The organism is Buttiauxella selenatireducens, assembly GCF_031432975.1.
Taxonomy (GTDB): Bacteria; Pseudomonadota; Gammaproteobacteria; order Enterobacterales; family Enterobacteriaceae; genus Buttiauxella; species Buttiauxella selenatireducens.
Genome location: NZ_CP133838.1, coordinates 2,364,629 through 2,390,544 on the forward strand (window position 1 = coordinate 2,364,629; position 25,916 = coordinate 2,390,544).

Consider the following 25,916-nt stretch of genomic DNA (forward strand, 5'->3'; position numbering starts at 1 on the left):
TATCGAAATAAATAGGCCACGGTATATTTACCGTGGCTTTTTTATTGTGACTGCTGAAAGTCAGACCTGAAAAATTAAATATTTTATAATTCGTTAAAGCGTTTCACGCTTCTGCTGGCATCAAGTTTTATTTACTTACCTGATGGCCGATAATACCACCTACAGCGGCACCGCCCAGAGTCCCCAGCGCGCTGCCGTCTGTTAAGACAGCACCACCAACAGCACCCGCGCCCGCACCAATCGCGGTGTTACGGTCACGTTTGGACCAGTTTGAACAGGCGCTCAGAGACATGGCTACGGTTAAGGCCAGCACAACGGCGGCAATTTTTTTGTTATTTAAGGTCATAATACTTTCTCCTGAATTATTGATTCACGGAAATAAGCTTCTCTAAAAGTATAGTGGGTTTGAATCAACTTCGAGAAAGCTTCCGTGAAACTGCATAACGATATAAGACCTAAAAGATAATTTTGGTAATTATCACTTCTTGTTACACCGCTAACAAACATTCTAATTTGAATGAAGAATTACAACAGGTAAATAGTCTTAAAGGAACGGCAGGATAATTCTGAGAAAGGAACTGCCTGCAGGAGAAGCAGGCAGATAACTATCGTGATTACTCGATGGGAAATTGTTTAACAATATTGATTTGCACGCCAGTATCCCGCAATTGCTGCCCAGTGGTTTCGTTGAGACCATCATCAGTAATCACGCGATTGATGCATGAAATTGGCCCTAGCGTGTAAGGGTGCATTGAGCCGAACTTGGTACTGTCTGTCAGAACAATGGCTTCGCAGCCTTTTTCCAACACGGTATTCACTACATCGGCGCGCATCATGTCACGGCTCGTAAATCCGGTTTCTGGCAAGAAGCCATCAATACCGATGAACGCCTTGCTGAAATGCACTTGCTGGATAAATTGACGCGTCAGGGGCCCAACCATACTTTCGCTTTTTTTCTGATAGATACCGCCAAGTAATATGACTTCACAGTCAGTATCCTTCAGAAGATGAGCGATATAGCTGCTGACGGTGACCAGCGTAATTTTTTTCTGCTCAGCCAATGCGCGAGCGAGGAGTGCATTACAACTGCCATTTTCGATAAAGATTGTTTCGCCATCGTTGACTAAAGTCGCTGCAAAATCAGCGAGATGTCTTTTAAGCGAATAATTGTTCATCATTCGCGTTTCAACGTCTTCGCTATCCAGCGGAACGGCATAGCCATGTGTGCGTCTCAGGTAGTTCTTTTTCTCCAGAAGATTGAGATCCTGCCGAATAGTCACTTCTGAGACGCCGGTTTTTTTAGCGAGATCGGCCACACTCATGCGACCATGATCAATCACCATCTGTAAAATAATTTGTTGTCTGGAGTTCATGTCAGCCAAATTTTGGGCGGCGCATACCGCGCCGCCTGGATTATCAAAGAGTATGTTCTGTACGGGCTATAATATCATCCTGAGCGTCTGGAGATAAGGCGGTAAAGAAAGCAGAATAACCTGCTACACGCACCACCAGATCACGATATTTATCAGGATGTTGTTTGGCATCTAACAGGGTTTCGCGGGAAACAATGTTGTATTGCACATGCCACCCTTTATGTGCCTCGAAGAAGGTACGCAACATCATCATTAACTTTTCGCGATCGCGCGGGTTATCCAGCGTCGCCGGATTCAGCTTCTGATTCAGCAACACACCGCCCAGAATTTTGCTGGTAGGCAATTTACCGACTGAACTTATCACCGCTGTTGGCCCCAGACGGTCAGTTCCTGACGCTGGGCTTGCACCCTCCGCCAGTGGAGTCTTCGCTTTACGGCCATCCGGTGTTGCCATTGTTGCGGCGCCGAAGGGGACGTTTGCTGAAATCGATGAAGTCCCTGCGTAATAGGTCCCGCCAATAGGGCCACGACCAAAGCGGGTATTGTGATATTGCTTCAGCTCGTCGATATAAGTCTGGTAAGCCCGTGCCAACAACAAATCGACTTCATCGTCATCATTGCCATATTTTGGCGCGCTATTAATCAAGCGCTGACGCAACTGCTCACCGGTCAAACCATCAAAATCGTTAGCCAGTGCTTCAGCTAATTGCTGTTGGCCAATCGCGCCTTGTTCGAACACCAGTTTCTTCACGGCGGCAAGACTGTTACCCAGGTTGGCAATACCGACCTGCAGACCCGAAACCCAGTCATATTTTGCGCCACCTTGTTTAATACTCTTACCGCGCTCGATGCAGTCATCGACCAGAGCCGAGCAAAGAATATCGTGGGCATTTTCTTCAAGAACGGTATCAACAACGCATTCTATTTCGATAGATTTCTGGGTGTAATAACGAATCTGGGTATCCCAGGCGTCGATAACCTGGTCAAACTGTGTAAAGTTGCCGCTAGACAGTGCATGTTCCTGCGGCAGGAAGATTTTACCGCTGGTTGCATCACGTCCATGCTCCAGTGCTGCTAACATGACACGCGCGAAGTTAATAAAACTCATGCCTGTGCAACGATAGCCCCATTTCCCCCCCACTGCGGTTTCGATACAACCGATGGCGGCATAATCGTAAGCATCTTCGCGGCTGACACCCAGCTTGATAAATTCATCGATAACGATTTCATCGTTATTAAACGCAGGCATACCGAAACCACAACGGATCACTTGAACACAAGCGTCCAGGAAGTCGTTACTCATCCCCGCGTGATAACGCACGCTCAAGTTAGGTTGTGTTGAGCGTAACTGGCCGCATGACTCAAGGATGGCGTAAGATAGCGGGTTGACCGCATCAACAGGTTCACCATTGACGAGCGTTTGGCCGCCAATTGTCACGTTTTGGTACAACGGGCTTCCGGCGGAAGCTTTGGAGTGAGAACCAGAACGAATTTTGTTAACTTCCAGTAACTTCAACCAGCAGCTTTGCAGCAATTCGATAGCCTGGTCACGTCCCAGCGTTTGTTCAAGTTCAACATCACGGCGATACCATGGGTAGAGGAACTGGTCGAGACGACCGAACGAAACGGAGTGTCCGTTAGATTCAATCTGCAATACCAACTGAACAAAGTAGCTTAACTGCAATGCCTGCCAGAATGAGGTTGGTTTTTGATGGGCAATAACTTCACAATTTTCAGCCATTGCCAGCAGCTCGTCACGGCGAGATTCGCGTGTTTCTGTGCCAGCCATTTCTTTAGCAAGTGCCGCATAACGAAGGATATGATCACTTAATGCAACAAAGGTAATATCGATGGCTTTAAGGAATTGTTCTTTATGCAAATCTTCCCAATCGGTGAGATGCAGACGTGAACGACGCTCGGCAACTTTGCTGCGTAAACCATCAATCCCCAATTCCAGTAACAGAGGGAAGTTGACCGCCAGATGCGCGTCGCCCGAGGTCATATTGCCTTCGGCTTTAATAATCCCACTTGCCAGCAACTCTTTCTGCTCGTCGGTAAACATTCCGTAGCAACGGTCTTGCACGGTCTGGCCGCGCCACCACGGGCAAATTTCATGCATTACCGCTTTGTCTGCATCGGAAATTGAGAAGCCAGCGCCAGGACGGTCACCCAGCTCATCAATTTCAGTCTCAATCCAGCCAACTGTATATTCAGGGAAGAACGGTGCACCACGCACATGGCTTGCCTGGTTTCCGACGATCAACTCATCATGCTTAATCCAGATAGTACGTTCAGCAAGGTGGTGGGCAAGGGCGAGGGCGCGGCGCACAGGCAAAGGCTTGTCCTGATGCTGCTGATAAATCGCCGTGTAATGCTGTGCACGTTCAGTACAAACAGGCGGCTTAACGATGTGAATTAGCGCCTCTTTATGATCTTTTATGCGTTGGCTTAAGGTGTTCAGGTTCAGTTGTGTCATCGGTTTATCCTCTTATCCAGGCAGTCATCCCTTTTTGGCTTGCGTACTGCTCAGCAAATTGCAGCAGTTCTGGCGCATCAAGCGGTTGGTGCGCGGCCGTATAAGGGATATTCAGGAGTTTATATTTGTTAATACCTAAGGTGTGGTAAGGCAAAAAATGAATCGCTTTCACGCCGATTTCGTCGGCAGCAAAATCACTGATTGCACGAATAGATTGCTCATCAGCATTAAAATCAGGGATAAGCGGTACGCGAACCGTCATGTCGACATTGCGCGCAGCGAGCTTGCGGAAATTATCCAGTACGCGTTCGGCGCTGCCATCCGTCCATTCTTTGAAGCGTTGTACATCGACATGCTTCAGGTCGGCGAGCAGTAAATCGAGATGTTCGATTGACGGCTCGATATATTTCCATGGCACATGGAGGCAGGACTCGACGGCAGTATGTATCCCCGCCTCTTTGCTGTTTCTCAGCAGTTGCTCAGCCACTTCAGGCTGCATAAAAGGTTCGCCGCCAGAAAGCGTGATGCCACCGCCGCTGCGGTCATAAAATGGCTTATCACGCAGTACGGTTTTCATGATTGCATCAATACTTTGCGTTTCGCCGCATACGCTCAACGCCTGAGTAGGGCAGCAATCTGTTAACGCAGTGAGATCATCAGTACCCAGTTTTTCACGGGCGATAACCAGCGAATCATCAATGCGAGAAATAGCATGTGGAGCAACCTGTGGGCACAACTCACAAGCAGCAAGGCATAAACGCTCATCAAACAGAACATCCCGATCGCGTGCGCGGCTCTCTGGATTCTGGCACCAGCGGCAACTTAAAGAGCAGCCTTTCAGGAACACCACGGTGCGGATGCCTGGACCATCATGTGTTGAGTAACGTTGGATATTAAATAGCATAAGCCCGCCCTTATCTTCTGTTCGTAAATTAGATTACTTTCGAATGAAAGTTTTATTGATCCTGATCAGATAAAGAACAGACAGCGACGTTATGATGTCAGCAATGAGATAGATGACCGATTCGGAGAGCTTATGGAACTGTATTTAGATACTGCTGATGTTGCCGCAGTGAAGCGTTTAGCACGTGTTTTGCCTTTGCAGGGCGTCACAACCAACCCATCTATTGTGGCTAAAGCAGGTATTTCTTTGTGGGAAGTGCTGCCCGCGTTGCAGGATGCACTAGGCGGTGAAGGCAAGTTATTTGCACAGGTCATTGCCGCACAAGCTGATGAAATGGTGAAAGAAGCGGAATTGTTGGTTAAGCGCGTGCCTGGTATCGTGGTGAAAGTTCCGACCACAGTAGAAGGTCTGGCTGCCATGAAGCAATTGAAAGCGCTGGAAATTCCGACCCTCGGGACGGCGGTTTATGGCGCTGCTCAAGGGTTACTTGCGGCACTTGCTGGGGCTGAGTATGTCGCGCCATATGTGAACCGCCTGGACGCGCAGGGTGGTGATGGCATTCAAATGGTTCAGGACTTACAGCAGTTGCTGACGCTGCATGCTCCGCAATCTAAAGTTCTGGCTGCCAGTTTCCGTACGCCACATCAGGCGATGTCTTGCCTGTTGGCTGGTTGCGAAGCCATTACCTTGCCGGTGGATGTCACCGAACAACTACTGACAACGCCTGCGGTCAATGCGGCTATTGCGACATTCGAAAAGGACTGGCAAGGGGCGTTTGGTTCACTGAGCTTGTAAAACTGCGCCGGTTTTTGCCGGCGGCAGATCAAATCTCCCAGGGCGACTTTTTCAAGTCGCTCTCTTTTTGTTCTTTACCACTCGCAACATTCAGCAATTCAGCTTTCAAAATCTCCAGATTATTAATGGCTGACGCATGATCGCCTCCCACCAAAATATCCAGTACGGTGTCAATACGCTTTGCGAGTTGCAGAGGGTCCACTGAAGGCATAGTGCATCCTGTTTATTCTGAAAAAAAGTTACCGTCATAATGCTAAAAAAGACTCAAAAAGAGAAGGTATTATGACTCTTTTTTAGCCTTATTCATCAATCGATTATCGAACAATATATAAGTAATAATTATTAAATGTCTCGGTACATTCATCCCAAAGCAGTAGTGCATTAGTCTGATCCTGCGCGTGACGCGCTTTCATAACATGAGGATAAGATAATGACAGTAATTAACCAGCCAACCTGCAAATTGTTCACGGATACTACTCGATTCACTCAATTGTCGGGATATTACGAAGCAGAACGCCGCACTGTGTGGATGATGTTACGAGCTCAACCTCGCCCTTGCTTCAATCACAAACTGATCGAAGAAATTATGAACCTGCGGTATTTGGTTCAACAGGAAGGGTTTGTGGTTGATTTTTGGGTGACCGGTTCATTGGTGCAAGGAATGTATAACACGGGTGGAGACTTGGGCTTCTTTGTTGAATCAATTCAGCAAGGACGGCGTGAAGCACTGCGTGCTTATGCACGTGCTTGTGTGGATTGTGTCCACGCGGCTTCCCGAGGCTTTGACAGCGGTGCGATTAGCCTTGCAATGGTGGAGGGTAGTGCATTAGGGGGAGGGTTTGAAGCCGCGCTCGCACACCATTTTATATTGGCACAACGGGACGCGCGCATGGGGTTCCCGGAAATCGCTTTTAACCTGTTCCCTGGAATGGGGGCGTATTCGCTGGTTGCACGCCGCTCAGGGATGAAACTGGCTGAGGAGCTTATTTATAAAGGTGAATCGCACACCGCAGAGTGGCATCAGCAATTTGGCCTGGTGGATGAGTTGTTTGAACCGGGTCAGGGTTATCTTGCCACTCGTACCTTCATTGATACCTTGCAACCGAAACTCAATGGCGTGCGCGCAATGTTGCGTGCCCGTCAACGTGTACTTCAGTTACCTCGTTCGGAATTAATGGATATCACAGAAGACTGGGTGGACGCCGCTTTCTGCCTGGAAGCTAAGGATATTGCGTATATGGAAAGATTAGTGCTGTTGCAAAACCGCCACACCGCGACGGTTTTACGTAAAGCCAGTTAACGCGCGGTTCTTGCCTGATATCGTTTTAACCAACGTTCGAATACGGCTGCGGGCATTGGTTTAGCAAATAAGTAACCCTGCCGTTCGTTGACGCCATTCTTTGTTAGAAAGGCGTCTTCTTTTTGGTTTTCGACCCCTTCAGCAATCACCTGCAAATTCAAAGCTTGCGCAACCGCAACGATGGCACGAACAAGCGATTGGGAAACCGATTGTTTATGAATATCGCGCACAAAACTTTGGTCGAGCTTAATGGCGTCTATCGGGAAACGAGCGAGCTGAGAAAGCGAAGAATAGCCCGTGCCGAAGTCATCTAAATGCACTTGCGCACCAAGACGACTGAACTGTTGAATCACCGAAAGGGCTAACTCTTCGTTCTCAATCAAACAGCTTTCTGTCAGTTCGACATCAATCGGGCAGTATTCAAAGTCGAGATCTTTGAGAGCTTGCTTCAGATCGCTAAAGATAGTTTGGTCGGCTAACTGACGCGCAGATACGTTCACCGCAACACGTAAATTGATGCCTTTATCGCGCCATTTCGCGACCTGTTGAACCACACTTAACATCACCCAGCGGCCAAGCGGAACAATCAGTCCGGACTCTTCGGCATAGGAGATAAAGTCCAGTGGAGGGATCAAACCACGCTCTGGTGATTGCCAGCGCACTAATGCTTCCAGGCTTCTGACTTCACCGCGCCAGGTCATTTTCGGCTGATAGTGGATGACAAGCTGGTCGTTTTCCAGAGCCTTACGCAAGTTGGTATCGAGCCACAAGTATTCAAAGACCCGCTGGTTCATTTCCGGCGAGAAGACGCAGAACTTACCGCGGCCACTCTCTTTGGCGGTATACATTGCGGTATCCGCGTTGCGAATCACGCTTTCACGGTCTTCACCGTGCTGGGGAGCCAGTGAAATACCTAATGAACAACCGGTGTAGACTTCAATTAAACCGATGCGGAAAGGTTGCTTCAGGCGCGTCAAAATACGCGACGACATCGCTTCCAGAGTGGCTTGCGAAGTGTCGGTCGCCAACACAATAAACTCATCACCGCCAAGGCGAGCCAGAATTTGCCCGTCATCAAGACAACTTAAAATAGCTAACGAAACCGCCTGTAAAAGCTGATCGCCGAACATGTGCCCATATGCGTCGTTCACTTTTTTAAAGTTATCGAGATCCAGATAAACGATGCCTACCTGAGTTTCACCACGATTTTCAATCGAGGCGGTAATCAAGTCATTAATGGCATTGCGATTGGGCAGACCCGTGATGGTGTCGGTATTCGCCAGAACTCGCAGACGCTCTTGTGCACGGCGTTCTTCGGTAATGTCAGTACCAGAACAGATCAGATAGATTTCGTTCTTACCGCTACCACTGTGAACGAATTTATTGCGGAATAAAAACAACCGCTGGCCCTTGCGGGTTTTTATCCAGCGCTCAACTTCATAAGAGTTACCGTTGCGAAAGAAACCGCTGATATTGCGTTTGGATGCGGCGGCTTCACTGCGACTCATGAATAACTTAAATACGTTTTGGCCAATGACCTCTTGTTCTTTAAGACCGGTATATTCTTCACACAAGCGGTTAAAGCGTTGGATATTCCCTAATCTGTCGAGAATGACGATAACTGAGTTCGCCTCTGAGACCACCTGTTCTGCAAAAGAGAGCCCTTGCACCAAATCACGTGCAACAGAAGGGGTGTCGTTCCATGCCGACGCGGAGCCAGCCCACTCCTTTTTTGAGACTTTACGCCCTACCAGATGCACAGAAACTTCACTGCCAAACAACGAAATTGACATGGTTACACTTGAGGTAATCACCGTCATTTGGCGAATTTGTTCAGCCTGTTCAGGAGCCAAAGCAATGACCTGGCTAACATCTGAGTCTTCACTGGCTGCTAATTGCAGCGCATTGCTATCGCCTGGCAAACGCCAATATGGGCTGGTTGTCCCTAAATAACGGTAGAGCAGATTCTGCTCCAAATCGTCTTTCATGCTCTCTCCTGAACCGGGGCCGACATATCGCGTCAGTCTGATATTCATATTAGCAATATAAAGCCCGATAGCCCTAAATTATTGAAAACAATATTTAAAATGTATCTTATTGTTGTGGTAGGGGCATGCTGGGGGCATCTTATCCCAGCCAGGTTATCCCAGTTTTGCGTTTAACATTTCAATCTGGTCATCGCTCATCCGCGCTATCCATTTTGAGTAAACGGAATAAACCATCTGCGCATTCTCGTGCCCCATCTGGCTCGCAATAAATGAGGGGTTTGCCCCTGCAGAGAGTAACCAGCACGCATATGTATGGCGCGTGTGATACGGAGTGCGGTGGCGCACTCCTGACTTCACAATAGCCTGCTTCCACGATCTATTAATAGTATTTGTGGAATAATGCCTGCTTTGCTGTCCAAGATTTGGCCGTGGCATAAAGCAAAATCTCAGTGATTGCCGCTCCGTCTTTCCGTGCTCACGATGATAATAGATTATTTCTAGGGGACTTTTATAGTAGGTGAGCTCTTTTTGACGAACAAGAGCCTCAAGTGCGGGTTTCAGTAGTTTAACCGTTCTGACCCCAGCGTTGGTTTTAGGCGGGCCAAATTGTTTAGCGAGAGTAATTGTTCTTCCTATATGTACCTCACCGTTATCAAAATCCACATCCTCCCAGGCTAGCCCTGTTAACTCACCATGGCGGAGCCCGCTGTATACGGCGAGTATCCACATATTTAAAGCAGAGCCTTTCCAGTACCTGGACAGACTCTCAAATTCATCTTTCATCAACGGGTCGGGATCACGTGATGTTTTTTTCAGCGTCTTTACATTATCATGTGGCAAGTGATGGATGTAGTTGCTCATTTGTGCAAATTTGAACATCCGGCAAAGCTGGCCGATATACAAATTAACCGTTCTAACAGTCCTTCCGCCTTTAGTCCTCGACTTAAGTTCCCCTTCCAGTAAGCGCTTTCTATAGAGCAAAACATCATTGTGTTGAATGTCTAAAAGTGGCGTATCAGGGCCAATCATCAACGTTAATAATTTACTGATTGAGCGGGTGCCTATCATCGATGATGGTGAAATCTCGATCTCTTTGACAGCATGGTAAGCATTACAAAGCTCGCTAAATGTAGAAACGCTTTGAACGGGGGATATAAACTTCTTTAACGACTTGCTTTCAGGAAAGCGGGTTTCATATTTAAAGTTACCAAGCTGGATTTCACTGCAGATGACTGCACGTAAATTGCCAGCTTTTTTGATGTTTGCAGGGGTAACACTCCATCCTTGCAGGACTTCTCTACACCGGGTGTTTCTGAACTTGAACGAAATCCTGATTTTTCCGTTATGAATTTCAACACCGGTTGGAAACCCTGCCATTACGCATCCTTTATGAAAATATTAATTTTCGGGTAGTTGTACCAGATTAGACCTTTATCAGAGGTGGTGAGCCCCTCAGCCGTGACGTGCTTAAAATGAACACCTTGTATCCACGCTTTGTGGCGATAACTTTTGATTTGGCCGCATGATAGGCCCGTTCTCTCAGTGAGCTTTTGCTCAACTACCCATTCTTCATTAAAGACGACCTGAGCCATAGCTCACCTCGGAACCAGTGCTGCAGAATACAGCACCGGATTAAGTTAAATTGATTATCAAAAATCAGTTAGTCGTTGCCGGGGTAGTAATAATCATCCGGATCGCAATCGATACAGATTTTGGACTGGCCGTAGTAGAGTGCGAATATCATTTTTTCTTCCTTTTAGTGACGTTTAATTTAATTGTCGGTTTAGCAACTAAATGTCGGGCTGGTGGCTGTTCGTTAATACCTTTGCTCACTCGTAACCGGCTGCGCATATCCCACACATGCCATGCTGTCCAATCACACCCATCATCGAGAACCACTGTAGCCCCAGCCTGTAGTTCTGGCGGAGTATCGTCATATTTATCTTCCATGCCCGCATTCCTGCACACTGATGACTGAATCAGCCAACCAGCTAGCCATACCCGGCAAATCATCGTATGAGGCAGTGTGTGCTGGGTTGGCACATAACCCCTGTAGGGCTGCGGTAGTGAGTTGTTGACGGTAGGTAAAGTGATGGGATAGAACAGCAGGTGTGTGAAAAAGGTTATCGGGTTTGGCATCCGTTTCAGTAGTGCTAATAGCTCGGGATTTTTCGCGATTAACCTGGCTAAAACGCCATTCTTTTGCATATGTGCACAAAGTGTCCTGGCGTAATTCGGAGTTATCATCCCATAGCTCGAGTACATCCAACATGAGATAGAAAATTTCTTCATCTGTAAGGATTGGATTCACCAGATGTTCATCAACAGTGATGAAATCACCGATGAGACATGCCACGATATAATCCACTTTGTGATTTGAAGCTGCGATAAGTTCAGTTGCATCTTCCGGGGACATAATGTTATTAGCGCCACATAGCGCATCATTTATGGCGATAGCGACTTCAATTTCACGTTGTGACATTTCAAGGGGAGTTGGTGTTTGTACATCTTGACCGGTTTCTAATTCTTCAAGGCTAAATACAGTTCGTACAGGTCCTGGTTCCTGCGCTGGTTCGCTAGCGTTAACTGTACTTTGTTCGAGGCCGTCATTTTTTGCGTAGCCAATATCCTCAATGCCTAGATTGCTCTGATCGTCCTGTTTGGTCGCATCTTCATTTCCATTGCTCTCAGTGGATTTAATGCCACATACTGCATCAATGATTTCCTGTGCCGGATGTTCGTGATCGGTTTCGTTCAGCAGCTTAGTTAGATACCCAATTAAGTCTCCCGGTCGAAGCCCGAGCCCTTCAGGAGCGCACTTAACGGAATAGATGGTGATGGCGCGGGAATAGTCCAGACAGCCAGGAATACTGCGCCAGGATTCAAACCATTGCGGGAAAGGTTTTTCTTTGTTGTTAATGATTTCACGGGCGCGGTTAACGACTCCGCTTGAGAGATTGTAGATATCAAAGTCCATGTTGTGACCAACGAGTCCCAGCGCAACTTCCAGTGCAAGAATATCGTGAGTCATGACGAACCCAGCACCGCGATCGGTCTGGTTCTGTCTGCCAGCTGTTGCGCCGGATGGCGTACGCAATTTCTCATCTGCTGCTTTCTGGCGTTCTGCGTCAACGAATGGCGCATCACGTTTATCAGCTGGCGCATCCAGTCGTTTATCTAAGAATTTTTTGTAATCTGTCCACTGTGCGCCATGCCGCACATTTTCTCGCATTGCGGTTAGCTCCACCTCCTGGCGCTCGGGATACAACGCGAAAAACCGCGATGTGCGACTAATGGCCTCGGCAATTTCACGCTCGGGGCTCGACACATCATCATTTACCAGATCTATTACCCGGCCATATTCTGCATTGGTGAGGCGTTCTACCGGTCCGAACAGGCTAAGCACTGCACCGCGAAAATTTGGGGGCATTTCTTTTACGCTCTTCAGTTCTTCGGTGGGTATTTCAGTCGTTGTGGACTCGTTCACTCCCAGATATTCCACGTCTCCAGTTGCCTTGTTCCATACCAGGTCAGTGGACCATTCATCGAGTGCAGGGCGGTCGGTACCAGGCTTTTCTACAATGACTTTCGCGTCAAAATAGTGTTCAGCGATATCCGAGAATTTCTGGAAGAACTCGCCAGCGATAATGATTGCGGCCGTTTTTTTGTTTGGTGCATTTTTCAAAATGGAGTAGGTGGATAGGTTCAGTTTTTCTGCCGGTGATTTTTTGGGGACTAGACAACCAATAAATAATGCCATGTTAAAACCTTAATAATTAATGATGAAATACAGGGCGCACACGTAGACCTGTGCGGTATATGGTGCGAGCTTTGTTTAATTCAGATTGCCTAATCTTTTCATCAAGGCATGAATCAGTGCAGTAATACCGAATGCGTCGAGTAAAACCGGAACCTGTCATGCGTGACGTCATTTCAGATACATCGCACTGCTTTCCACATTTACTGCAATTACAGGGCATGAATTCCTCCTTTTTCGGATGTGAAAATCTCTGCCGGTTAGGGCATTAATTAAAGCTGCTCGTTATTTTTTAATTTTGGTGAGCTATGCCATTAACGGGTTTGCATTCCGCGCTGAGAATTTGTTCTTCAAAAATAACTCGTTCACACTCCTGTAGAGATACATATATTTCCTTCATGCCTTCAGTGCATTCGGCAGTGGCTGCCGAGCAAGCTGATATAGATAAATAAAATAATAGGGCGGTGGAAGTCATACTATTCGCCACTTGGATGTTTGATGTTCATTTATTTGGCTCACTTATTTTTCCACTTTGGGCATCAGTGGTATTCTCTGTGTTCTCACACAACAAGGAATATTTTGATGGCTTTCAACCCATGCCCTCTTTGCGGGCTACCCTCCAAATTAAAGAAAATCAAAAGTCACAATGAAAATTTATATGCTTACCAATGTGAACTGCACGGTAGGTTTTGTCTGACGGAATTTATTGAAAATAAAATACACCTTCCCGATAGTGCCGAATTAAGACTGAAAGTTGAACAAAAGGTATTGAAGCAAGTTTCAAATCAGTTTGCATTTAAAGATGCTCTTCAGGCCGTTGTAGTGATTCACGAAAAAGACCTTTAATTTGTGAAATCGCCATTTCAATATCCAAAGCTAAAACTGACTTCATTGGCATTTCACTTACGACTACAATGGATTGCCGTTCGGTACACGTCCTATGATTTCAGGCCGGTTAATAAATTTAGACACCATTTGGCGTGTGGTGAAAATGCATCTGATTCGATGTCTAAATTTATCTTAGATTCAACCAGGTGTGTGTCGCCATCAACAATTGTCAAATCACCGTAGGATTCGAAATTAGTTAAAACGTTATCCAGAATCATTTTGTAGGCAAAATCAACTGAGCCACATATGAAATTACCTGGCTGCAAATTCATGCTCTCATTTCCCTGATGTAGGGCCTCTCCGAGCATATTTCTATCACCCAAGAACTGGGCGATTACTGCTTTGTTTTTTCCCGCCATGAACTGATTGATGTTAACCATCCTGACTATTTCCCATGCTCTTGAGCCGAGCCGCTGAACGTTTACCCGTCGCACGGTTGTGCTTCGATTAAATGACTATAAGCATTGTGTTTATAAACATCAACACAAAACTGTCATTATTTTTAAGTTGAATGCTTATGTTGATGAATTTTTTGCATAAAAAAACCGCCAGGTTGGCGGTTTCGTTATGTCATTTATTTTCGTCGGCTGGGGGTGCTGCGTATTTAGTGTAAAACGTGATTAATTCTTGTAATCGCATTTCGAACGCAGCGAGCATGTTGTTCCGCTCTATTGGCGGGAGTTTATTAAACACCTCAAGCAGTCTCTTTTCTTCCGCTCTCAGTTCTCCAGCTTGTTCGCTCTCACCCAAAAGCCATGGGAGAGAAACATCGTACTCATTCGACAACTTAGCTGCCGCTTCCTTGCTGATGCTCCCGCGCTTAAACCATCCGTTTACCGATTGAGGGCTAACCCCCGCAACTCTTGCGAGCTCGGCTTTCGATACGCGTTTCTTTTCTATGAGTTCATTGAGCCGTTTTGTGATTAGTGGCTCTTGCTGCTGCTCTGTTTTTTTCATAAGCAAATTATAAGCAACTTGCTTACATCAATAAATAAGCATGATATTGATTTAATGTAAGCGTTATGCTTATATTTGTTCATGTTATCAACCTAAGGGTTATTCATGAGTGGATTAAATGCAGCTATCAAGGCTGCGCGTAACCAACGCCAATTAGCAAAACTCATTGGCACATGGCCACAAACAGTAAATCGGTGGGTGGTCCGTTACGGCGGCGTTGTGCCGGCTGAATGGGTACTACCAATTTTTCGCGCAACCGGCGTAACCCCACACGAGTTACGTCCTGATCTTCACCCAACCCCAGCTAGCGGAATACCTGATCAAAATACCGCTAACACCCAGAAGGAATCTGATTAATGGAAATCAAGCACTCTGTTGTTCGCGACACCGTCCGCGTTTGGGCTGCAAAGGAACGCCGCGGACCCGTGAGTACCAAAATTACTAACGCGTATTTTGAAATGGGTTGTAAAGGTCTGCCATTACACAAAATCGATGCTTCCGTACCTGATTGTGATTTATCAGGTGCAATTCATATCAATCAGCAAAATATATTTCGCTGGCTGGATAGCGATTCTCAATCAGCAAAAAACAAGGTGTCGCAGTTGCTACCCGCAATTCTTTCTGTTTTGCCACATCCCCTGAGCGCCAGAATCGTGCTGGCCAACTCAGTGGAGTATCGGGCGTTACAGCTCGCAAAAACGGCGGTGATAGATGCAACTGATGCCTACGTAGCCGCAACAGTCGTTGATGTTGTTAACCACTGGCGTGGCAATTAGGTTTCTGCAACTGCAACGCTGTACTAACGGAGATTAACCATGCGTGACACAGCCGAATTACTGCAGCGGTTTAAAACCGTTCTCCAACGAAATTTACCCAACACTGCGCCACAACAACGGGTACGTGAGATTGCTGCCGGTGATCGGCTCAAGAACAGCTATGGGCGGCGCGTTACGGTGATTGCAGCCAATCAGAAAACGATTGAATTCAGGCGTGATGGATATGACATGAACTGTGCGTTAGGCCGGGATAAATTTTTGAGAGAGTTTGTAGGGGTTGTGGATTAATGGGATCGCTAATACGGCTCCTGGACAGACCTATAGCCTATCAGCCTTCATTTGCTCAGCTACGCGTTGGGAAAGTGAAGGTTGGGCCAGTTGGTGCCGTTCTGTTGTCCCAGTTAGTGTACTGGCATAACCGGATGGATGGTGTATGGCTCTATAAAACACGTAATGAGATAGCCAAAGAAACAGGGCTGAGTCGTGATGAGCAGGAAACGGCCCGCAAAAGATTAGTGGCAATTGGTGTGCTTGAGGAACAGCTTCGCGGTGTCCCGGCAACGATGCATTTCAAAATTAATGCGGATTGCCTTGAGGCACTTTTATTGGCGCAATCCCAGACACCACGCCAGTTGGGTGCAATACACCCAACTAGATGGCGGGAACACCGCCAACAAGTAGGGTGGAACCCACCCAGCAAGTGGGCGGCAATGCACCCAACTTTCTTCTAGGTGATTACACAGAGAGTACACAGAGAGATTGTCAGGCAGACGAGCTGCCCGACGATTTCCCCGATCCTGCTCTGCGAGTTTTAAAACATCTCAATCTCACCACCAAAGCCGATTTTCGGGATGGCAAAACCACGCTTGGATTTATTAACGGGCTGCTGATGGGGGAATACGTCGCTGACGAATTAATACTGGTTATCGATCACCGTACAGCACTCTGGTCTGGTGATTCGAAAATGTCCCAGTATCTCTGCCCAAAAACGCTATTCAATTTTGAGAATTTCGAAGGGTATTTGCCACTAGCTCGCAAGTGGGACGGGGAAGGGCGGCAACCGTTGAACAGCCAGTCTGTGGAGATTGACACAGATGAGCGGGATCGAGCCTACCGGAGTTTCACTAGCGGTACCGCCAGAACTATCCGTAGTGCTCTGGAGGTTGCTGTTCGAAAATCGGCTGCGCAGGCCGGGATAAAAAACCACCCACCTGACAGAGCTAAACAGCAATGGGATCGAATTTGGGTTGATTGCGCGAGCCGCGAACAGCCAGGCGAGTAAAACTAAATAATTTGGGCGGGAATCATGGCTAAAAATTTCAGAGGCAACAATCCGTTCTCAAGTGCTGGCTTACGTCGAAGGTCATCCTGGATTAAGCGGCTGCGAAGTTGCTGATGCCATTGGTGCACTTCGATCAACCGTTCACTACGCACTCACATCGCTGGCTAATCAGGGGCAAATCACAAAAACAGGATACCCCGGCGCTATGCGTTTTCACCCGGTTGCTAGTGTCACTGCACCACAGCCCGCTGATGTTTCAAATTTTGGTATCAGCGCACGACACAAACTGCTCAATGATTGCCTGGCGAGTGTGCTGGCATGACAACACCAGTGAATTGCCTTAAGGGTGAAAAACCCATAATCAAAACCCGCGGGCCTCGCGGGACATGGTGTGCAATCGGCTACAAGGTCATTAGCTGTCCATGCGAGTGCTTGAAGGTATCAGTCGGTTTTCACAAAGGTGGCACTACGTGGAAACGGACTGAGGATCAGGCAATTGAATTGTGGGGTAGTGAAGTGGAAAGACTACTTCGATTAACGTACAGCTAGTCGTTCACTGCATAAGTTCAGTTTGAAGAAGCTCACTTCTTCGCCCATCGTTTGGTGAGTGTAGAAATGATACCTGTTGAAAACAAAATGGTAATAACTATGAAGTGGTTATAAACACCAAAGTAGGAAACTTTGAAGATGATTATTAGGTAAAGAACCAAGGTGAAGCAAAAGATACCTGAGCACCAATTATGGAGTTTTCTAAACATGTCTGCACACAAGGAAGGGTGTAAAGTTGGAGCTATGATAAGGTATTTCACTACTAAATGCGGCAAAATATGTAATGACAGGCTTCAGAATTGCAACTTAATCAGAATATGAGTTCGATGAGGTTAACGTAGTGTTGGTTGAGGCTGTTGTAGGTATTTTAGCGCATGTACAACCAAATTTTTCTTAAGCAATACTTTATTGAATAGCTGATGGCCTACACCGAAGTATCGCAAAAGTTGTCTGGTTGGGATGCAGATTTTTATCAGAGGGATGATGACAAATGAAGATTAATCAGCAGTACCTAAAAGACCTTTTAATAGCATTCGAGGATGCTCCAAACCCCGATACTGATATAACTGAACTTAAAGAACGTGGATTCGATTACATGGATCCTGAATTTATGTTTCACATGCGCTTGCTTGAAGATCAATATTTGATTCAAAGAACTGATGGCCAGCCAGGCTTTGGTTTCTATGAAAGTCTTGGTGGTCCTGGCTCATATGCTGTAATGCCATTAAGGCTCACAGCGCAGGGGCATGATTTCATAGCAGATTTAAGGCAGCAAGAAGTGTGGAGCACAGTTAAGGAAAATTTCAAAGAAGCGAGCATGTCTAGCCTTGTTGATATAGCGAAACAGCTGGCTCAAGGGTTTGCTAAGCAAAAAATCAAACAATTAACGGGTTTTGATCCTGATTAATTTTTCTCTGATTTCAAGTCAACCTCGCTGCTACGGCACTGTAACGGCTTCAACTGCAGGAAGCCGTTTTCTTACTTACTCTGTTCAATAGCAAATTTTGTAGTATTTATGACCAAGTTGTAGTCGTATACTTCTTGCTCATCATTACAACTTATATGGACATATTATGCAGGCGTCTGATTATTTAAGGATGAAGTTTCAGAGTGATCGGCATCTGGCTGAAGTTGCGCAACGTGGTTTCATTACTGTTGTGGAATCGATGCCAGGTGTATTGGTTGATATATATTCAGGTTTTGAGCGGGCAAGTTGGTATTCGTCATGTTTATTTCCAAAATACAATGAAGTTTGCCGCGAACTATCAGACGAGGAAGTAAGGTCTTTTAATGCCATACAATCCATATTCGAATACAATGACGTCATTGCACATATGATTTTTTTGTACTTAAAATCAGTGAGTGATGATATCAAAGAGGGTAGCGAAAATGGATCTGCGCTTAAGCTAACCAGGAATATGGCGGGGCTGGCTGCTCATATGAATATCTCGGGTGGGACGCGTTACGCCTTTGCAGCTTCCGCCTCCGTGGCGCTATCCCGCACAGGATTTATGTCTAAAATTGCTGCTGAGCGGGCGTTGCCCAGAATGTCATGGTCAATATTTGCGATCCAGTTCTTCGGTATTCAACAACACTGCGCCCTTGCTGCCAGACATCTGAAGACAATTTCACCAGAGTATTACCAGATTCTTTATGATGCAAAGCTGGAAATGCTTTACTATTTCGTTGAACCCATACTTAACGAAATGATTCAAAGAGTGAAGTCACGAGATTTTTTGAATCTGGATGAATTAACCGATTTTATGCAGAGGAAGTACGGTGTTTAATGTACTCATATCACTTTTACTAGAAACAGTGTTATTTCCCGCGCTGATAATAGCTTTTGGTTTTTTGTGGCTTTATTTATTTCCTGATTATTTTGTGTTGTTAACATTCATTACGGTTATCATTTTGATTTGGTTGTCTCCTTACATAAACGCTCTGTTTAAAAAATAGAACCATCGTCATGCAGGTAGCTAAGAATCATATGTATTTCGATGAGTATTTTTATCTGGAATAAATAAAAATGAGAGTAGTATACCAGCGGGTGCTTGAGACTATCTGTCTCGAGCATTATGCAAAAGGCAGATAGAGAAAAGCCCCAAGTGATCGTTCAATCAACTTGAGGCCCCTCGTATGCTCGACACATGCAAGGTTAGCCTCTTAGCGTTAGTTAATCAACTGAGAAGGTTAAAATGCCACAGAAACTCTGTATTGCTAGTTTGGTGGTGGTTTGTATCACCATCTTAATTTTTACCTGGATGGTACGCGATTCGTTATGCGAACTGCATATCAAAGGGGGTAACACAGAGCTTGCGGCAATTTTAGCCTACGAAGTTAGACGTTAAGAGCTCCGGCGGGGAGTGATCCCCGCCACTCTTCATGGAGTAGAGGAAAGAGGCGTTCTCAGGCACCCGAACTAACCCGCTACTGCGCAATGCCGATCAGTTAAGCATCGGCATTTCCTGCAACAAGTGGTGTTGTTAAAAATCAATCAGGGGAATAATCATTCAACTGATCAGGTAGCAAGGCTGGCATTGCTATCGTCCTTCCTTCCTCGTCGCAAAATTCAACTAAATAGGCAAGTTCCGGGTTGGTAAATACGATAACAATAGTGCCACTCATTCCCTTGGTTAGCCCTTCATCCGGTAAATCTTCAGCTAAAACCACAACGTCATATTCAGATCGCATCATTGTCTATAGCTTAACGATTACGCCGGTTAATTATTTCCGTTGTAACTGCCTCATAGAGTTGATCTTGAAGGGCATTCAACTCATTGTTTTCACGAACTAACATTTGCCCCTTATGATGTAGCACTAAGTCATTGAACGAGCCAGCCCCACCAAATGTATGTTTTATATCGCTCAAAGCGGTGTCGTAATCTAAATCTAGTTTTTTGCTGAGTTGTTCAAATGCAGCGGCCCATCTTTCCTCATCGTTATTTGAAAGGAGTAAACTGATTTTTGTTAACAAATGCTGAATGTTCGTTTTCATTTTAAGCCACCAAAATCTAATATTTGTACTCCCGGAATATCCCAGGGTGCTGGAATTAGCACTTGCTCAGCCCCACCAGAATAGATGTCGGTTTGATACCCGACCTCCCCTACATAAACTTTTGCTCCTGCGGGTATTTTCACTTCAAAGTAGCTATCAATGATTGATTTATCTCCATTCGGCCACGCAGGAAGAACTGCGCTATCGATACGCGTTTGGATTATACCGCCGGGTTTCTCGTAACTAAAAAAACGTCCCAGACTAACGCCATCCTGTCCGCCTCGATAGAAGATAGTATCCTTAGATAACGTTATCTCTTTATAAGCGCCGCCAGAAAATGTTTCGGCAAATCGGTTACTCAGTGGCCCTGGATTCATCATCGAATACTCGCCTTCAACTGTCCCCAGAACGTGGAGATTTTTCAGCTCGGAAAGCTCCTCTAACTCAGGGAATCGCATTCTTCCCATCGTTAGCCCAGCTGCAACAGACGCGCCAGCAATAAGTAAGCCTTTGTTATTCATTACCTGGGTATAGCCTGCTTTAGTGTCACCGCCGAGTTGTACGGCGGTTTTACCAAACCCTTCAATATTCCCGTTGTAGATTCCACCTGCTGCCAATAAACGACCGGCGGCCTTGCTATTAATGGTTTGAATCGGTTTTTCAGCCTGTACGGCAGGGCTGTGGGGGCTGAATAGACTGTTGTAATTAGCAGGTAGGGCCAGGTAGCTAAATTCAGTGCTCGCCGTCAGGTGCTTGCATAGAATGTAGTCATACCTGACTGTAATCACTTCGGTATCAAGAGTGTTATTTGAGACATTCACACTGATATCAACCAGCGAAGCCCCACGCAGTTCGATGCTGTAATACTTCTCCCACATTCCGTACCGGCTTATTCGGTAGAAGTTGAATTCGAGAGCAAGCTTCTCGTTATTCGTAATTGCTGTAGTCAGTAATGGACTGCTTTTGTCGATTAGCTTAGTGAAACTCAGTCCCTGTAAATTAACCCCTTTACCCGTTCCCGTAATACTGCTGGACAAGCTGAATGTGAATATCTCATTCTCATGCCCCAGCTGAAACCGATTACCTATTGAGGCTTCAGTCCCGCAACCGGCTGAAATATCTCCTTGCCGCTCACCGCGCATTTTCAGATAAATAATGTCGCTCATTCCATTCCGTCCTATCCGTGTCATTAATCCATAATAAACGTATGAGAACTGGAACGAAGCTGCCAGCCAGATGATGAACAGCACCTAGGCAAAACAAACACCTGATTGAGCCAATCGCCATGCCGCAGTGATGAAGTCAGGGCAGTGGCAGCCTACCCAATGCTAGGAAATGCTAGTTCGCAGCAAAGGTCAGGAAACATATGAAAGCTCCGACACCAAAGAAGCCAAAGACCAGAGCAAAGCAAAAAGACTGCAACCTCCAGCAGCTCGCATTTAAATGAATTCCTTGGTCCAAAAGGGACCGAGACAACCGTTTCGGCAGTCGATCCGGAGATTGAGCCGTTTAGCGGTCGTATCCGGGTATTACTCGGTTCTACGGCGAAAATGGGTGCAGGTATGAACGTCCAGGATCGTCTTGTGGCACTTCACCACCTCGATGCACCGTGGCGTCCATCCGACCTTGAGCAGCGTGAAGGCCGCATCATACGTCAGGGCAATAAGCTGTACGACGCCGATCCTGAAAACTTCCAGGTTGCCATCAATCGCTACGCCACCAAACAAACCCTCGACAGCCGTATGTGGCAGACAATTGAAGGTAAAGCTAACTTCATCGAGCAGGTCCGTAAGGGTAATAGTGATGTGCGTGAAATTGAGGATATTGCTGGAGAAGCTGCAAACGCTGCCGAGATGAAGGCCGCATCAAGTGGCAATCCACTTATTCTGGAAGAGATGTCACTGCGCCAGCAGATTCGCAAGCTGAACAACGAGCGTGTTGGCCATGACCGCGAACAATATCGCCTGCGTGATGCTATCCGGAGTGCTGAGCGCATTGAGGCAGTCGCCGATAGCCGCCTGAAAGAGTTGAAGCACGACGCGAAGCTCGAGCAGCCGAAGCAGTTTGTTATGACAATTGATGGCGAAACTTACGATAAGCGTAAGGACGCTGGCGACGCAATTCTGAAGGCCGCTATGCAGTTGTCGAAGTCGGGTAAGGATGACGCCATGATCGGTAACTATGGCGGTTTCAACATTCATGTAGAGCAGGGTGACTACACAAATAACTTCCACCTCTCGCTTGTGGGTGAGGGTAGTTATACCACTGATTTCACCAGTGAAGCCGACCCTGTGGGCCTGGCGATGCGCGCCACGAACACAGTGAAAGACCTCGACGGTGCTGCTGAGCAGATGGAAGACGCCAAGGTACGCGCTCAGGCTGATATTCCGAAACTTCAAAAGCAAGTTAAACCTTGGCCTAAGCAGGAAGAACTTAAAGATGCGAAGCAGCTACACGCTGATGTTCTTGAGCAGTTGAAGCCAAAAAATAAACAAGCAGCTGACGATAAGGTCGAAAAAGCCAAGGATAGCAACCCGGATGTTCGTTATAGTCTGTTTTCTCCGTCGAAAAAGCCTGGGAACGGCATCCCATTAGCGGAGTTACAAAACGTTGTTGATGATATGGCAGCGTTATACAACGGGAATATTCCACTGACTATTCGGGCAGTGGAAAGCATGGAGGAATTATATGGATCAGACATCTCAGAAGACGTGCGAAACGCAAAAGGATTCTATCTCCCAACCGGAGCCAGAATACCTGGAGTTACCGCATCCGATTTATATAACGTTGGGGAACAACCACAATCCGGACAGCGAGGAATGGCGGCGCTGGTTGCGAGAAACCTGCGGTCAAGAGGAGATGCCAGAGCAACGTTCCGACACGAAGTCCTTGGACACTTCGGGCCTAACACGTTTACTCCGGATGATAAGGCGGATCTTCTCAAGAGAATAAGCGAAACTCGCGACGCTAAGGAATTGCAGCCGTACTGGGATAGTATTGACAGTAGTTATGGTGATGCCACTGAATCCCTTAAAGCCGAAGAAGTGTTTGCGCGTATTGCCGAAGAGAGCGAGGCATACAAAAATCCAACCTGGCGCACGAAGGTTCTTAATTTCTTAAATAAGCTACTTCGTAAAATCGGCTTATCCAGACGTCCACTTACCCTGTGTGAATTACGTGAAACCGCCAGCGCCATATCAAAAGGCATCCGTTCTGGCGAGCGTACGCAAAAAACATTCCCTCGAAACAATCAATCTTAATTCTCAAAAGGCACAGTCGAAAATCAAGGGGCATTTGACCCGAATAATCCTGATATCCGTTACAGTCTTGCAAACCCCAAAGTCGCCAGCGATCAGCAGCTGGATGATTACCTGAAGAAAAACGTCTGGGATAAAATCAAGGATATGTCAGCTGATGCGCTGCCCCACGCAATGCCGAAACTATTGGCTACGGTACCACTGCGTCCGTTGGTTACCGTTGAGGGCTTCTCCAGATTCGAGACCCCCGCGGCTCAACGCAAATTCATCGAACAAATGGCACGAGATAAGGATGTTACAACAGAGCATGGCGTGCTTGATGACACGAACTCAGTCAGTAAGCAGATAGACCACAAACTTTGTGGCTGATATTGAAAATATTGTTGGTGGGTTGCCCGGTGGAGATCGTATCAAAGACGAAATCTGGCAGCGCTATCTTGAAACCTAACCTGATATGTCTGTGCGCAAAAATCGCATTCACCGTAAAGGCACCGAAGGCTTTACTAAAGATGCAATAAGGGCGTTTGCGGACCATATGTTCCACGGCTCGCACCAACTTTCGAAACTTGAGTACGCCATGGATATGGGGGAGGCCATCGACTCTGCCCGCAAGGAGGCTGCCGAAGATCGCTCAGATACTAACAGAGCGACTCATCTGGTGAATGAGGTGCAGAAGCGCAATGAGTTCATAATGAATCCCACTGGAGGTGCCGTGGCGCACGCTATTTCCCAGGCTGGCTTTATCTATCACCTGGCAGCAACACCTGCGGCGGCGATGGTTAACCTGTCACAATCCGTGATTCTTGGTGTGCCCATCATGTCCGCATATCTGAATAAGAATAATCCGGCAGTCTCCAGTGGGAAGGTTTCAAAGCAGTTGATAAGGGCAACAGCGGACTTCACTCGCGGGAAAGGTTGGATTGAAAAGTCTAAAAAACTAACGCCTGACGAGAAGAAAGCGATGGAAGTCGGTTATGCAACCGGCACCATTGACAGAACGCAGTCTCATGACCTGGCTGGTGTAGCGGAAAGTGGTATTTCTTATAACGCCACACGGCAGAAAGTTATGAAAGGCCTTGGCTTTGCGTTTCATCACGCAGAGCGCTTCAACCGCGAAGTGACCTTTCTGGCCTCTTACCGCCTGGCGAGACAAGAAGGTGAAAGTCATGACAAGGCTATCGATACCGCCAACGATCTGACGTGGAAAGTGCATTTTGACTATCAGAACACGTCCAGGCCGCGCGTAATGCAAAATGATACGGCAAAGGTTTTGCTGTTATTTAGAAACTACAGCGCCAACATGCTCTATCGACTGGCGCGCGATGTCTACAAATCCATTAACCCGAAAGATCCTGCTGAGCGTAAAGAGGCGCTAACTCAATTTGCAGGTATAACCGGAATGATGATGCTCCATGCTGGAGTGAGAGGTACATGGTTCTTTGGTATTGCTACGGCGATTGCATCTGTCTTTATGGATGACGGGGATGATCCCGAAGAAGAAATGAAGAAAGCGATGATAGATGCCATTGGACCAACGGCTACTGGTCTTGCGCTAAATGGGGTACCGGGGCATGCTCTGGGGTGGGATCTGAGTGGACGTATCGGGATGCCGGATCTGTGGTTCCGTTCGTCCTATAAAGAACTCGAAGGTGAAGATGCCTATAATTATTGGCTATCTCAGGCGGCAGGTGCTGCACCATCAATGGCACTTAACGCCTTCAAGGGTATGGCTATGGCCGCGAAGGGTAATGTCTATCGTGGCATAGAGACGGCAATGCCGAAAATCATCAAAGATCAGATGCGCGCCTACCGTTATATGACGGATGGTGCGGAAACGATGAAGGGTGATGACATCTTGCCAGAAATGACTCCGTGGGAAGGAATTAGCCAATCGCTGGGCTTTGCTCCAGCAGCTCTGTCTGAGCGCTACAAGCAAAACAGCGCCAACATGAACAAGCAGGAAGCTATTCTGGCTGCGCGTAGCAACTTGCTGAGTCAGTATTACAAAGCGGATGAGGCCAGTAATGAGGCTGAGCTGGATAAGCTCGATAAGGAAATCGATAAATTCAGTGACAAATATCCTGAGCAGAAAATCACTGGCAAAACACTAAATCGTTCAATTCGTACTCGAGAGAAAAATAGTGACCGGAATGTCGGAGGGATTAACTACAACGAGAAGCTGAAAGACCGGATCCTGAATGAACAGTCGATGTCCATCTACAGATGATGGTAAGTATTGAAAGCTGTGCGCCAGGGATGGCGTATTAAAACCTGCTGTAGTGGATTCATGTGTTAGCTCAGATTTGATCTGACGCCTGTACAGCGCAGGGCTAAACCTAATCTCACAGGTAGGTCTTGCCAGAGCGGACATTGCTAATACCCGTGTGTATTTATCAATTGGGAGCAGGTCAGTTGAAATGGCTGGGATGTGCTTGGATTAAGTAAGGCACTTTTACCCAAGCCAGTCTTTGGCAGGCACTAATCTTTCCTCTGCGCAGCAACGCCAATGTGTTTTGCAGGCTTCAGAGTTTCATTTGAAATTCGGGATTGTGTTGTTTACGATGCTTTTGCTGACTGATATTGATTTTGTCATGAGTCACCTATTACTTAAGATAGTCG

General features: G+C 46.7%; 29 protein-coding genes. 14 read left to right on the top strand and 15 right to left on the bottom strand.

Annotation, left to right across the window (positions count from 1 at the left end; translation table 11 throughout):
- Positions 1-127: 127 nt before the first annotated feature.
- From osmB to RHD99_RS10940, 4 genes are all read right to left on the bottom strand, one after another.
- Positions 128-346: an osmotically-inducible lipoprotein OsmB gene (gene osmB, locus RHD99_RS10925; RefSeq protein ID WP_183269369.1), complete on the bottom strand. Its 219-nt coding sequence runs from the start codon at positions 344-346 to the stop codon at positions 128-130.
- A gap of 268 nt (positions 347-614) precedes the next feature.
- A complete protein-coding gene (gene yciT / locus RHD99_RS10930; RefSeq protein ID WP_309878769.1) occupies positions 615-1,373 on the bottom strand; it encodes a DNA-binding transcriptional regulator YciT in 759 nt (252 codons plus the stop codon).
- Positions 1,374-1,416: 43 nt separating this feature from the next.
- Positions 1,417-3,849 carry a formate C-acetyltransferase/glycerol dehydratase family glycyl radical enzyme gene (locus RHD99_RS10935; protein ID WP_309878771.1) on the bottom strand — a complete coding sequence of 811 codons (2,433 nt, stop codon included), beginning with the start codon at positions 3,847-3,849 and terminating at the stop codon, positions 1,417-1,419.
- 4 nt (positions 3,850-3,853) lie between these two features.
- Positions 3,854-4,753 (bottom strand): glycyl-radical enzyme activating protein, encoded by a 900-nt coding sequence (locus RHD99_RS10940; RefSeq protein WP_309878773.1) that lies wholly within the window; start codon positions 4,751-4,753, stop codon positions 3,854-3,856.
- A gap of 132 nt (positions 4,754-4,885) precedes the next feature.
- On the opposite strand from RHD99_RS10940, the gene fsa reads away from it, so the two are divergent.
- Positions 4,886-5,548 carry a fructose-6-phosphate aldolase gene (gene fsa / locus RHD99_RS10945; RefSeq protein ID WP_183269365.1) on the top strand — a complete coding sequence of 221 codons (663 nt, stop codon included), beginning with the start codon at positions 4,886-4,888 and terminating at the stop codon, positions 5,546-5,548.
- A 28-nt stretch (positions 5,549-5,576) separates the two neighbouring features.
- Here the strand turns inward: fsa and yciZ are convergent, their stop codons facing one another.
- On the bottom strand, positions 5,577-5,759 hold the full coding sequence (yciZ, locus tag RHD99_RS10950) for a protein YciZ/DeoL (protein WP_183269364.1): 183 nt from the start codon (positions 5,757-5,759) through the stop codon (positions 5,577-5,579).
- Positions 5,760-5,978: 219 nt separating this feature from the next.
- Between yciZ and RHD99_RS10955 the strand changes: the two genes are divergently transcribed.
- On the top strand, positions 5,979-6,848 hold the full coding sequence (locus RHD99_RS10955) for a crotonase/enoyl-CoA hydratase family protein (RefSeq protein WP_183269363.1): 870 nt from the start codon (positions 5,979-5,981) through the stop codon (positions 6,846-6,848).
- On the opposite strand, the gene pdeR is transcribed toward RHD99_RS10955, so the two are convergent.
- The 5 genes from pdeR to RHD99_RS10980 form a co-directional block, all read right to left on the bottom strand.
- Positions 6,845-8,836, bottom strand: coding sequence for a cyclic di-GMP phosphodiesterase (pdeR, locus tag RHD99_RS10960; protein WP_183269362.1), 1,992 nt, complete (start codon positions 8,834-8,836; stop codon positions 6,845-6,847). The genes RHD99_RS10955 and pdeR overlap by 4 nt on opposite strands.
- 153 nt (positions 8,837-8,989) lie before the next feature.
- A complete protein-coding gene (locus tag RHD99_RS10965) occupies positions 8,990-10,213 on the bottom strand; it encodes a site-specific integrase (RefSeq protein ID WP_309878775.1) in 1,224 nt (407 codons plus the stop codon).
- Positions 10,213-10,428 (bottom strand): excisionase family protein, encoded by a 216-nt coding sequence (xisR, locus tag RHD99_RS10970; protein ID WP_309878777.1) that lies wholly within the window; start codon positions 10,426-10,428, stop codon positions 10,213-10,215. The genes RHD99_RS10965 and xisR overlap by 1 nt, the downstream gene beginning before the upstream one ends.
- A 148-nt stretch (positions 10,429-10,576) precedes the next feature.
- Positions 10,577-10,786: a hypothetical protein gene (locus tag RHD99_RS10975; protein ID WP_309878779.1), complete on the bottom strand. Its 210-nt coding sequence runs from the start codon at positions 10,784-10,786 to the stop codon at positions 10,577-10,579.
- Entirely contained in the window at positions 10,776-12,596 is a 1,821-nt protein-coding gene (locus RHD99_RS10980) for a RecE-related exodeoxyribonuclease (protein ID WP_309878780.1), read from the bottom strand. Before RHD99_RS10980 ends, RHD99_RS10975 begins: the two co-directional genes overlap by 11 nt.
- Positions 12,597-13,175: 579 nt before the next feature.
- Here RHD99_RS10980 and RHD99_RS10985 point away from each other — a divergent pair.
- A complete protein-coding gene (locus RHD99_RS10985; protein ID WP_309878782.1) occupies positions 13,176-13,439 on the top strand; it encodes a hypothetical protein in 264 nt (87 codons plus the stop codon).
- 92 nt (positions 13,440-13,531) lie between these two features.
- Here the strand turns inward: RHD99_RS10985 and kil are convergent, their stop codons facing one another.
- Complete coding sequence (gene kil / locus RHD99_RS10990) at positions 13,532-13,861, bottom strand: host cell division inhibitory peptide Kil (RefSeq protein ID WP_309878783.1); 330 nt, start codon at positions 13,859-13,861, stop codon at positions 13,532-13,534.
- A gap of 190 nt (positions 13,862-14,051) precedes the next feature.
- Positions 14,052-14,438 carry a helix-turn-helix domain-containing protein gene (locus tag RHD99_RS10995; RefSeq protein ID WP_309878785.1) on the bottom strand — a complete coding sequence of 129 codons (387 nt, stop codon included), beginning with the start codon at positions 14,436-14,438 and terminating at the stop codon, positions 14,052-14,054.
- Positions 14,439-14,543: 105 nt separating this feature from the next.
- On the opposite strand from RHD99_RS10995, the gene RHD99_RS11000 reads away from it, so the two are divergent.
- From RHD99_RS11000 to RHD99_RS11040, 9 genes are all read left to right on the top strand, one after another.
- Entirely contained in the window at positions 14,544-14,795 is a 252-nt protein-coding gene (locus RHD99_RS11000) for a transcriptional regulator (protein ID WP_309878787.1), read from the top strand.
- Positions 14,795-15,214: a toxin YdaT family protein gene (locus tag RHD99_RS11005; RefSeq protein ID WP_309878788.1), complete on the top strand. Its 420-nt coding sequence runs from the start codon at positions 14,795-14,797 to the stop codon at positions 15,212-15,214. The genes RHD99_RS11000 and RHD99_RS11005 overlap by 1 nt, the downstream gene beginning before the upstream one ends.
- 39 nt (positions 15,215-15,253) lie before the next feature.
- A complete protein-coding gene (locus tag RHD99_RS11010) occupies positions 15,254-15,502 on the top strand; it encodes a DUF4222 domain-containing protein (RefSeq protein WP_309878789.1) in 249 nt (82 codons plus the stop codon).
- Complete coding sequence (locus RHD99_RS11015; RefSeq protein ID WP_309878791.1) at positions 15,502-15,945, top strand: hypothetical protein; 444 nt, start codon at positions 15,502-15,504, stop codon at positions 15,943-15,945. Before RHD99_RS11010 ends, RHD99_RS11015 begins: the two co-directional genes overlap by 1 nt.
- The gene (locus RHD99_RS11020) at positions 15,915-16,496 is read left to right on the top strand and encodes a conserved phage C-terminal domain-containing protein (protein ID WP_309878792.1); all 582 of its coding nucleotides are present in this window, start codon (positions 15,915-15,917) and stop codon (positions 16,494-16,496) included. The genes RHD99_RS11015 and RHD99_RS11020 overlap by 31 nt, the downstream gene beginning before the upstream one ends.
- A 61-nt stretch (positions 16,497-16,557) precedes the next feature.
- Entirely contained in the window at positions 16,558-16,818 is a 261-nt protein-coding gene (locus tag RHD99_RS11025) for a hypothetical protein (RefSeq protein WP_309878794.1), read from the top strand.
- Positions 16,819-17,535: 717 nt separating this feature from the next.
- Positions 17,536-17,952, top strand: a complete 417-nt coding sequence (locus RHD99_RS11030) for a DUF2513 domain-containing protein (protein ID WP_309878796.1) — start codon at positions 17,536-17,538, stop codon at positions 17,950-17,952.
- A gap of 166 nt (positions 17,953-18,118) precedes the next feature.
- Positions 18,119-18,832, top strand: a complete 714-nt coding sequence (locus RHD99_RS11035; RefSeq protein ID WP_309878797.1) for a hypothetical protein — start codon at positions 18,119-18,121, stop codon at positions 18,830-18,832.
- Positions 18,833-19,240: 408 nt separating this feature from the next.
- The gene (locus RHD99_RS11040; RefSeq protein WP_309878798.1) at positions 19,241-19,393 is read left to right on the top strand and encodes a Hok/Gef family protein; all 153 of its coding nucleotides are present in this window, start codon (positions 19,241-19,243) and stop codon (positions 19,391-19,393) included.
- Between the two features lie 142 nt (positions 19,394-19,535).
- Here RHD99_RS11040 and RHD99_RS11045 read toward each other — a convergent pair whose 3' ends face one another.
- Genes RHD99_RS11045 through tssD form a run of 3 tightly spaced genes read right to left on the bottom strand, consistent with a single transcriptional unit; the run spans position 19,536 to position 21,206 of the window.
- Positions 19,536-19,739, bottom strand: coding sequence for a DUF4926 domain-containing protein (locus RHD99_RS11045; protein WP_309878799.1), 204 nt, complete (start codon positions 19,737-19,739; stop codon positions 19,536-19,538).
- 10 nt (positions 19,740-19,749) lie between these two features.
- Positions 19,750-20,040: a DUF6966 domain-containing protein gene (locus tag RHD99_RS11050; RefSeq protein ID WP_309878800.1), complete on the bottom strand. Its 291-nt coding sequence runs from the start codon at positions 20,038-20,040 to the stop codon at positions 19,750-19,752.
- Positions 20,037-21,206: a type VI secretion system tube protein TssD gene (gene tssD / locus RHD99_RS11055; RefSeq protein WP_309878801.1), complete on the bottom strand. Its 1,170-nt coding sequence runs from the start codon at positions 21,204-21,206 to the stop codon at positions 20,037-20,039. Before tssD ends, RHD99_RS11050 begins: the two co-directional genes overlap by 4 nt.
- A gap of 396 nt (positions 21,207-21,602) precedes the next feature.
- Between tssD and RHD99_RS11060 the strand changes: the two genes are divergently transcribed.
- Together RHD99_RS11060 and RHD99_RS11065 are read left to right on the top strand one after the other, a co-directional pair.
- Positions 21,603-23,300, top strand: a complete 1,698-nt coding sequence (locus RHD99_RS11060; RefSeq protein ID WP_309878803.1) for a hypothetical protein — start codon at positions 21,603-21,605, stop codon at positions 23,298-23,300.
- A gap of 457 nt (positions 23,301-23,757) precedes the next feature.
- Positions 23,758-25,524 carry a PLxRFG domain-containing protein gene (locus RHD99_RS11065; protein ID WP_309878805.1) on the top strand — a complete coding sequence of 589 codons (1,767 nt, stop codon included), beginning with the start codon at positions 23,758-23,760 and terminating at the stop codon, positions 25,522-25,524.
- Positions 25,525-25,916: the final 392 nt, after the last annotated feature.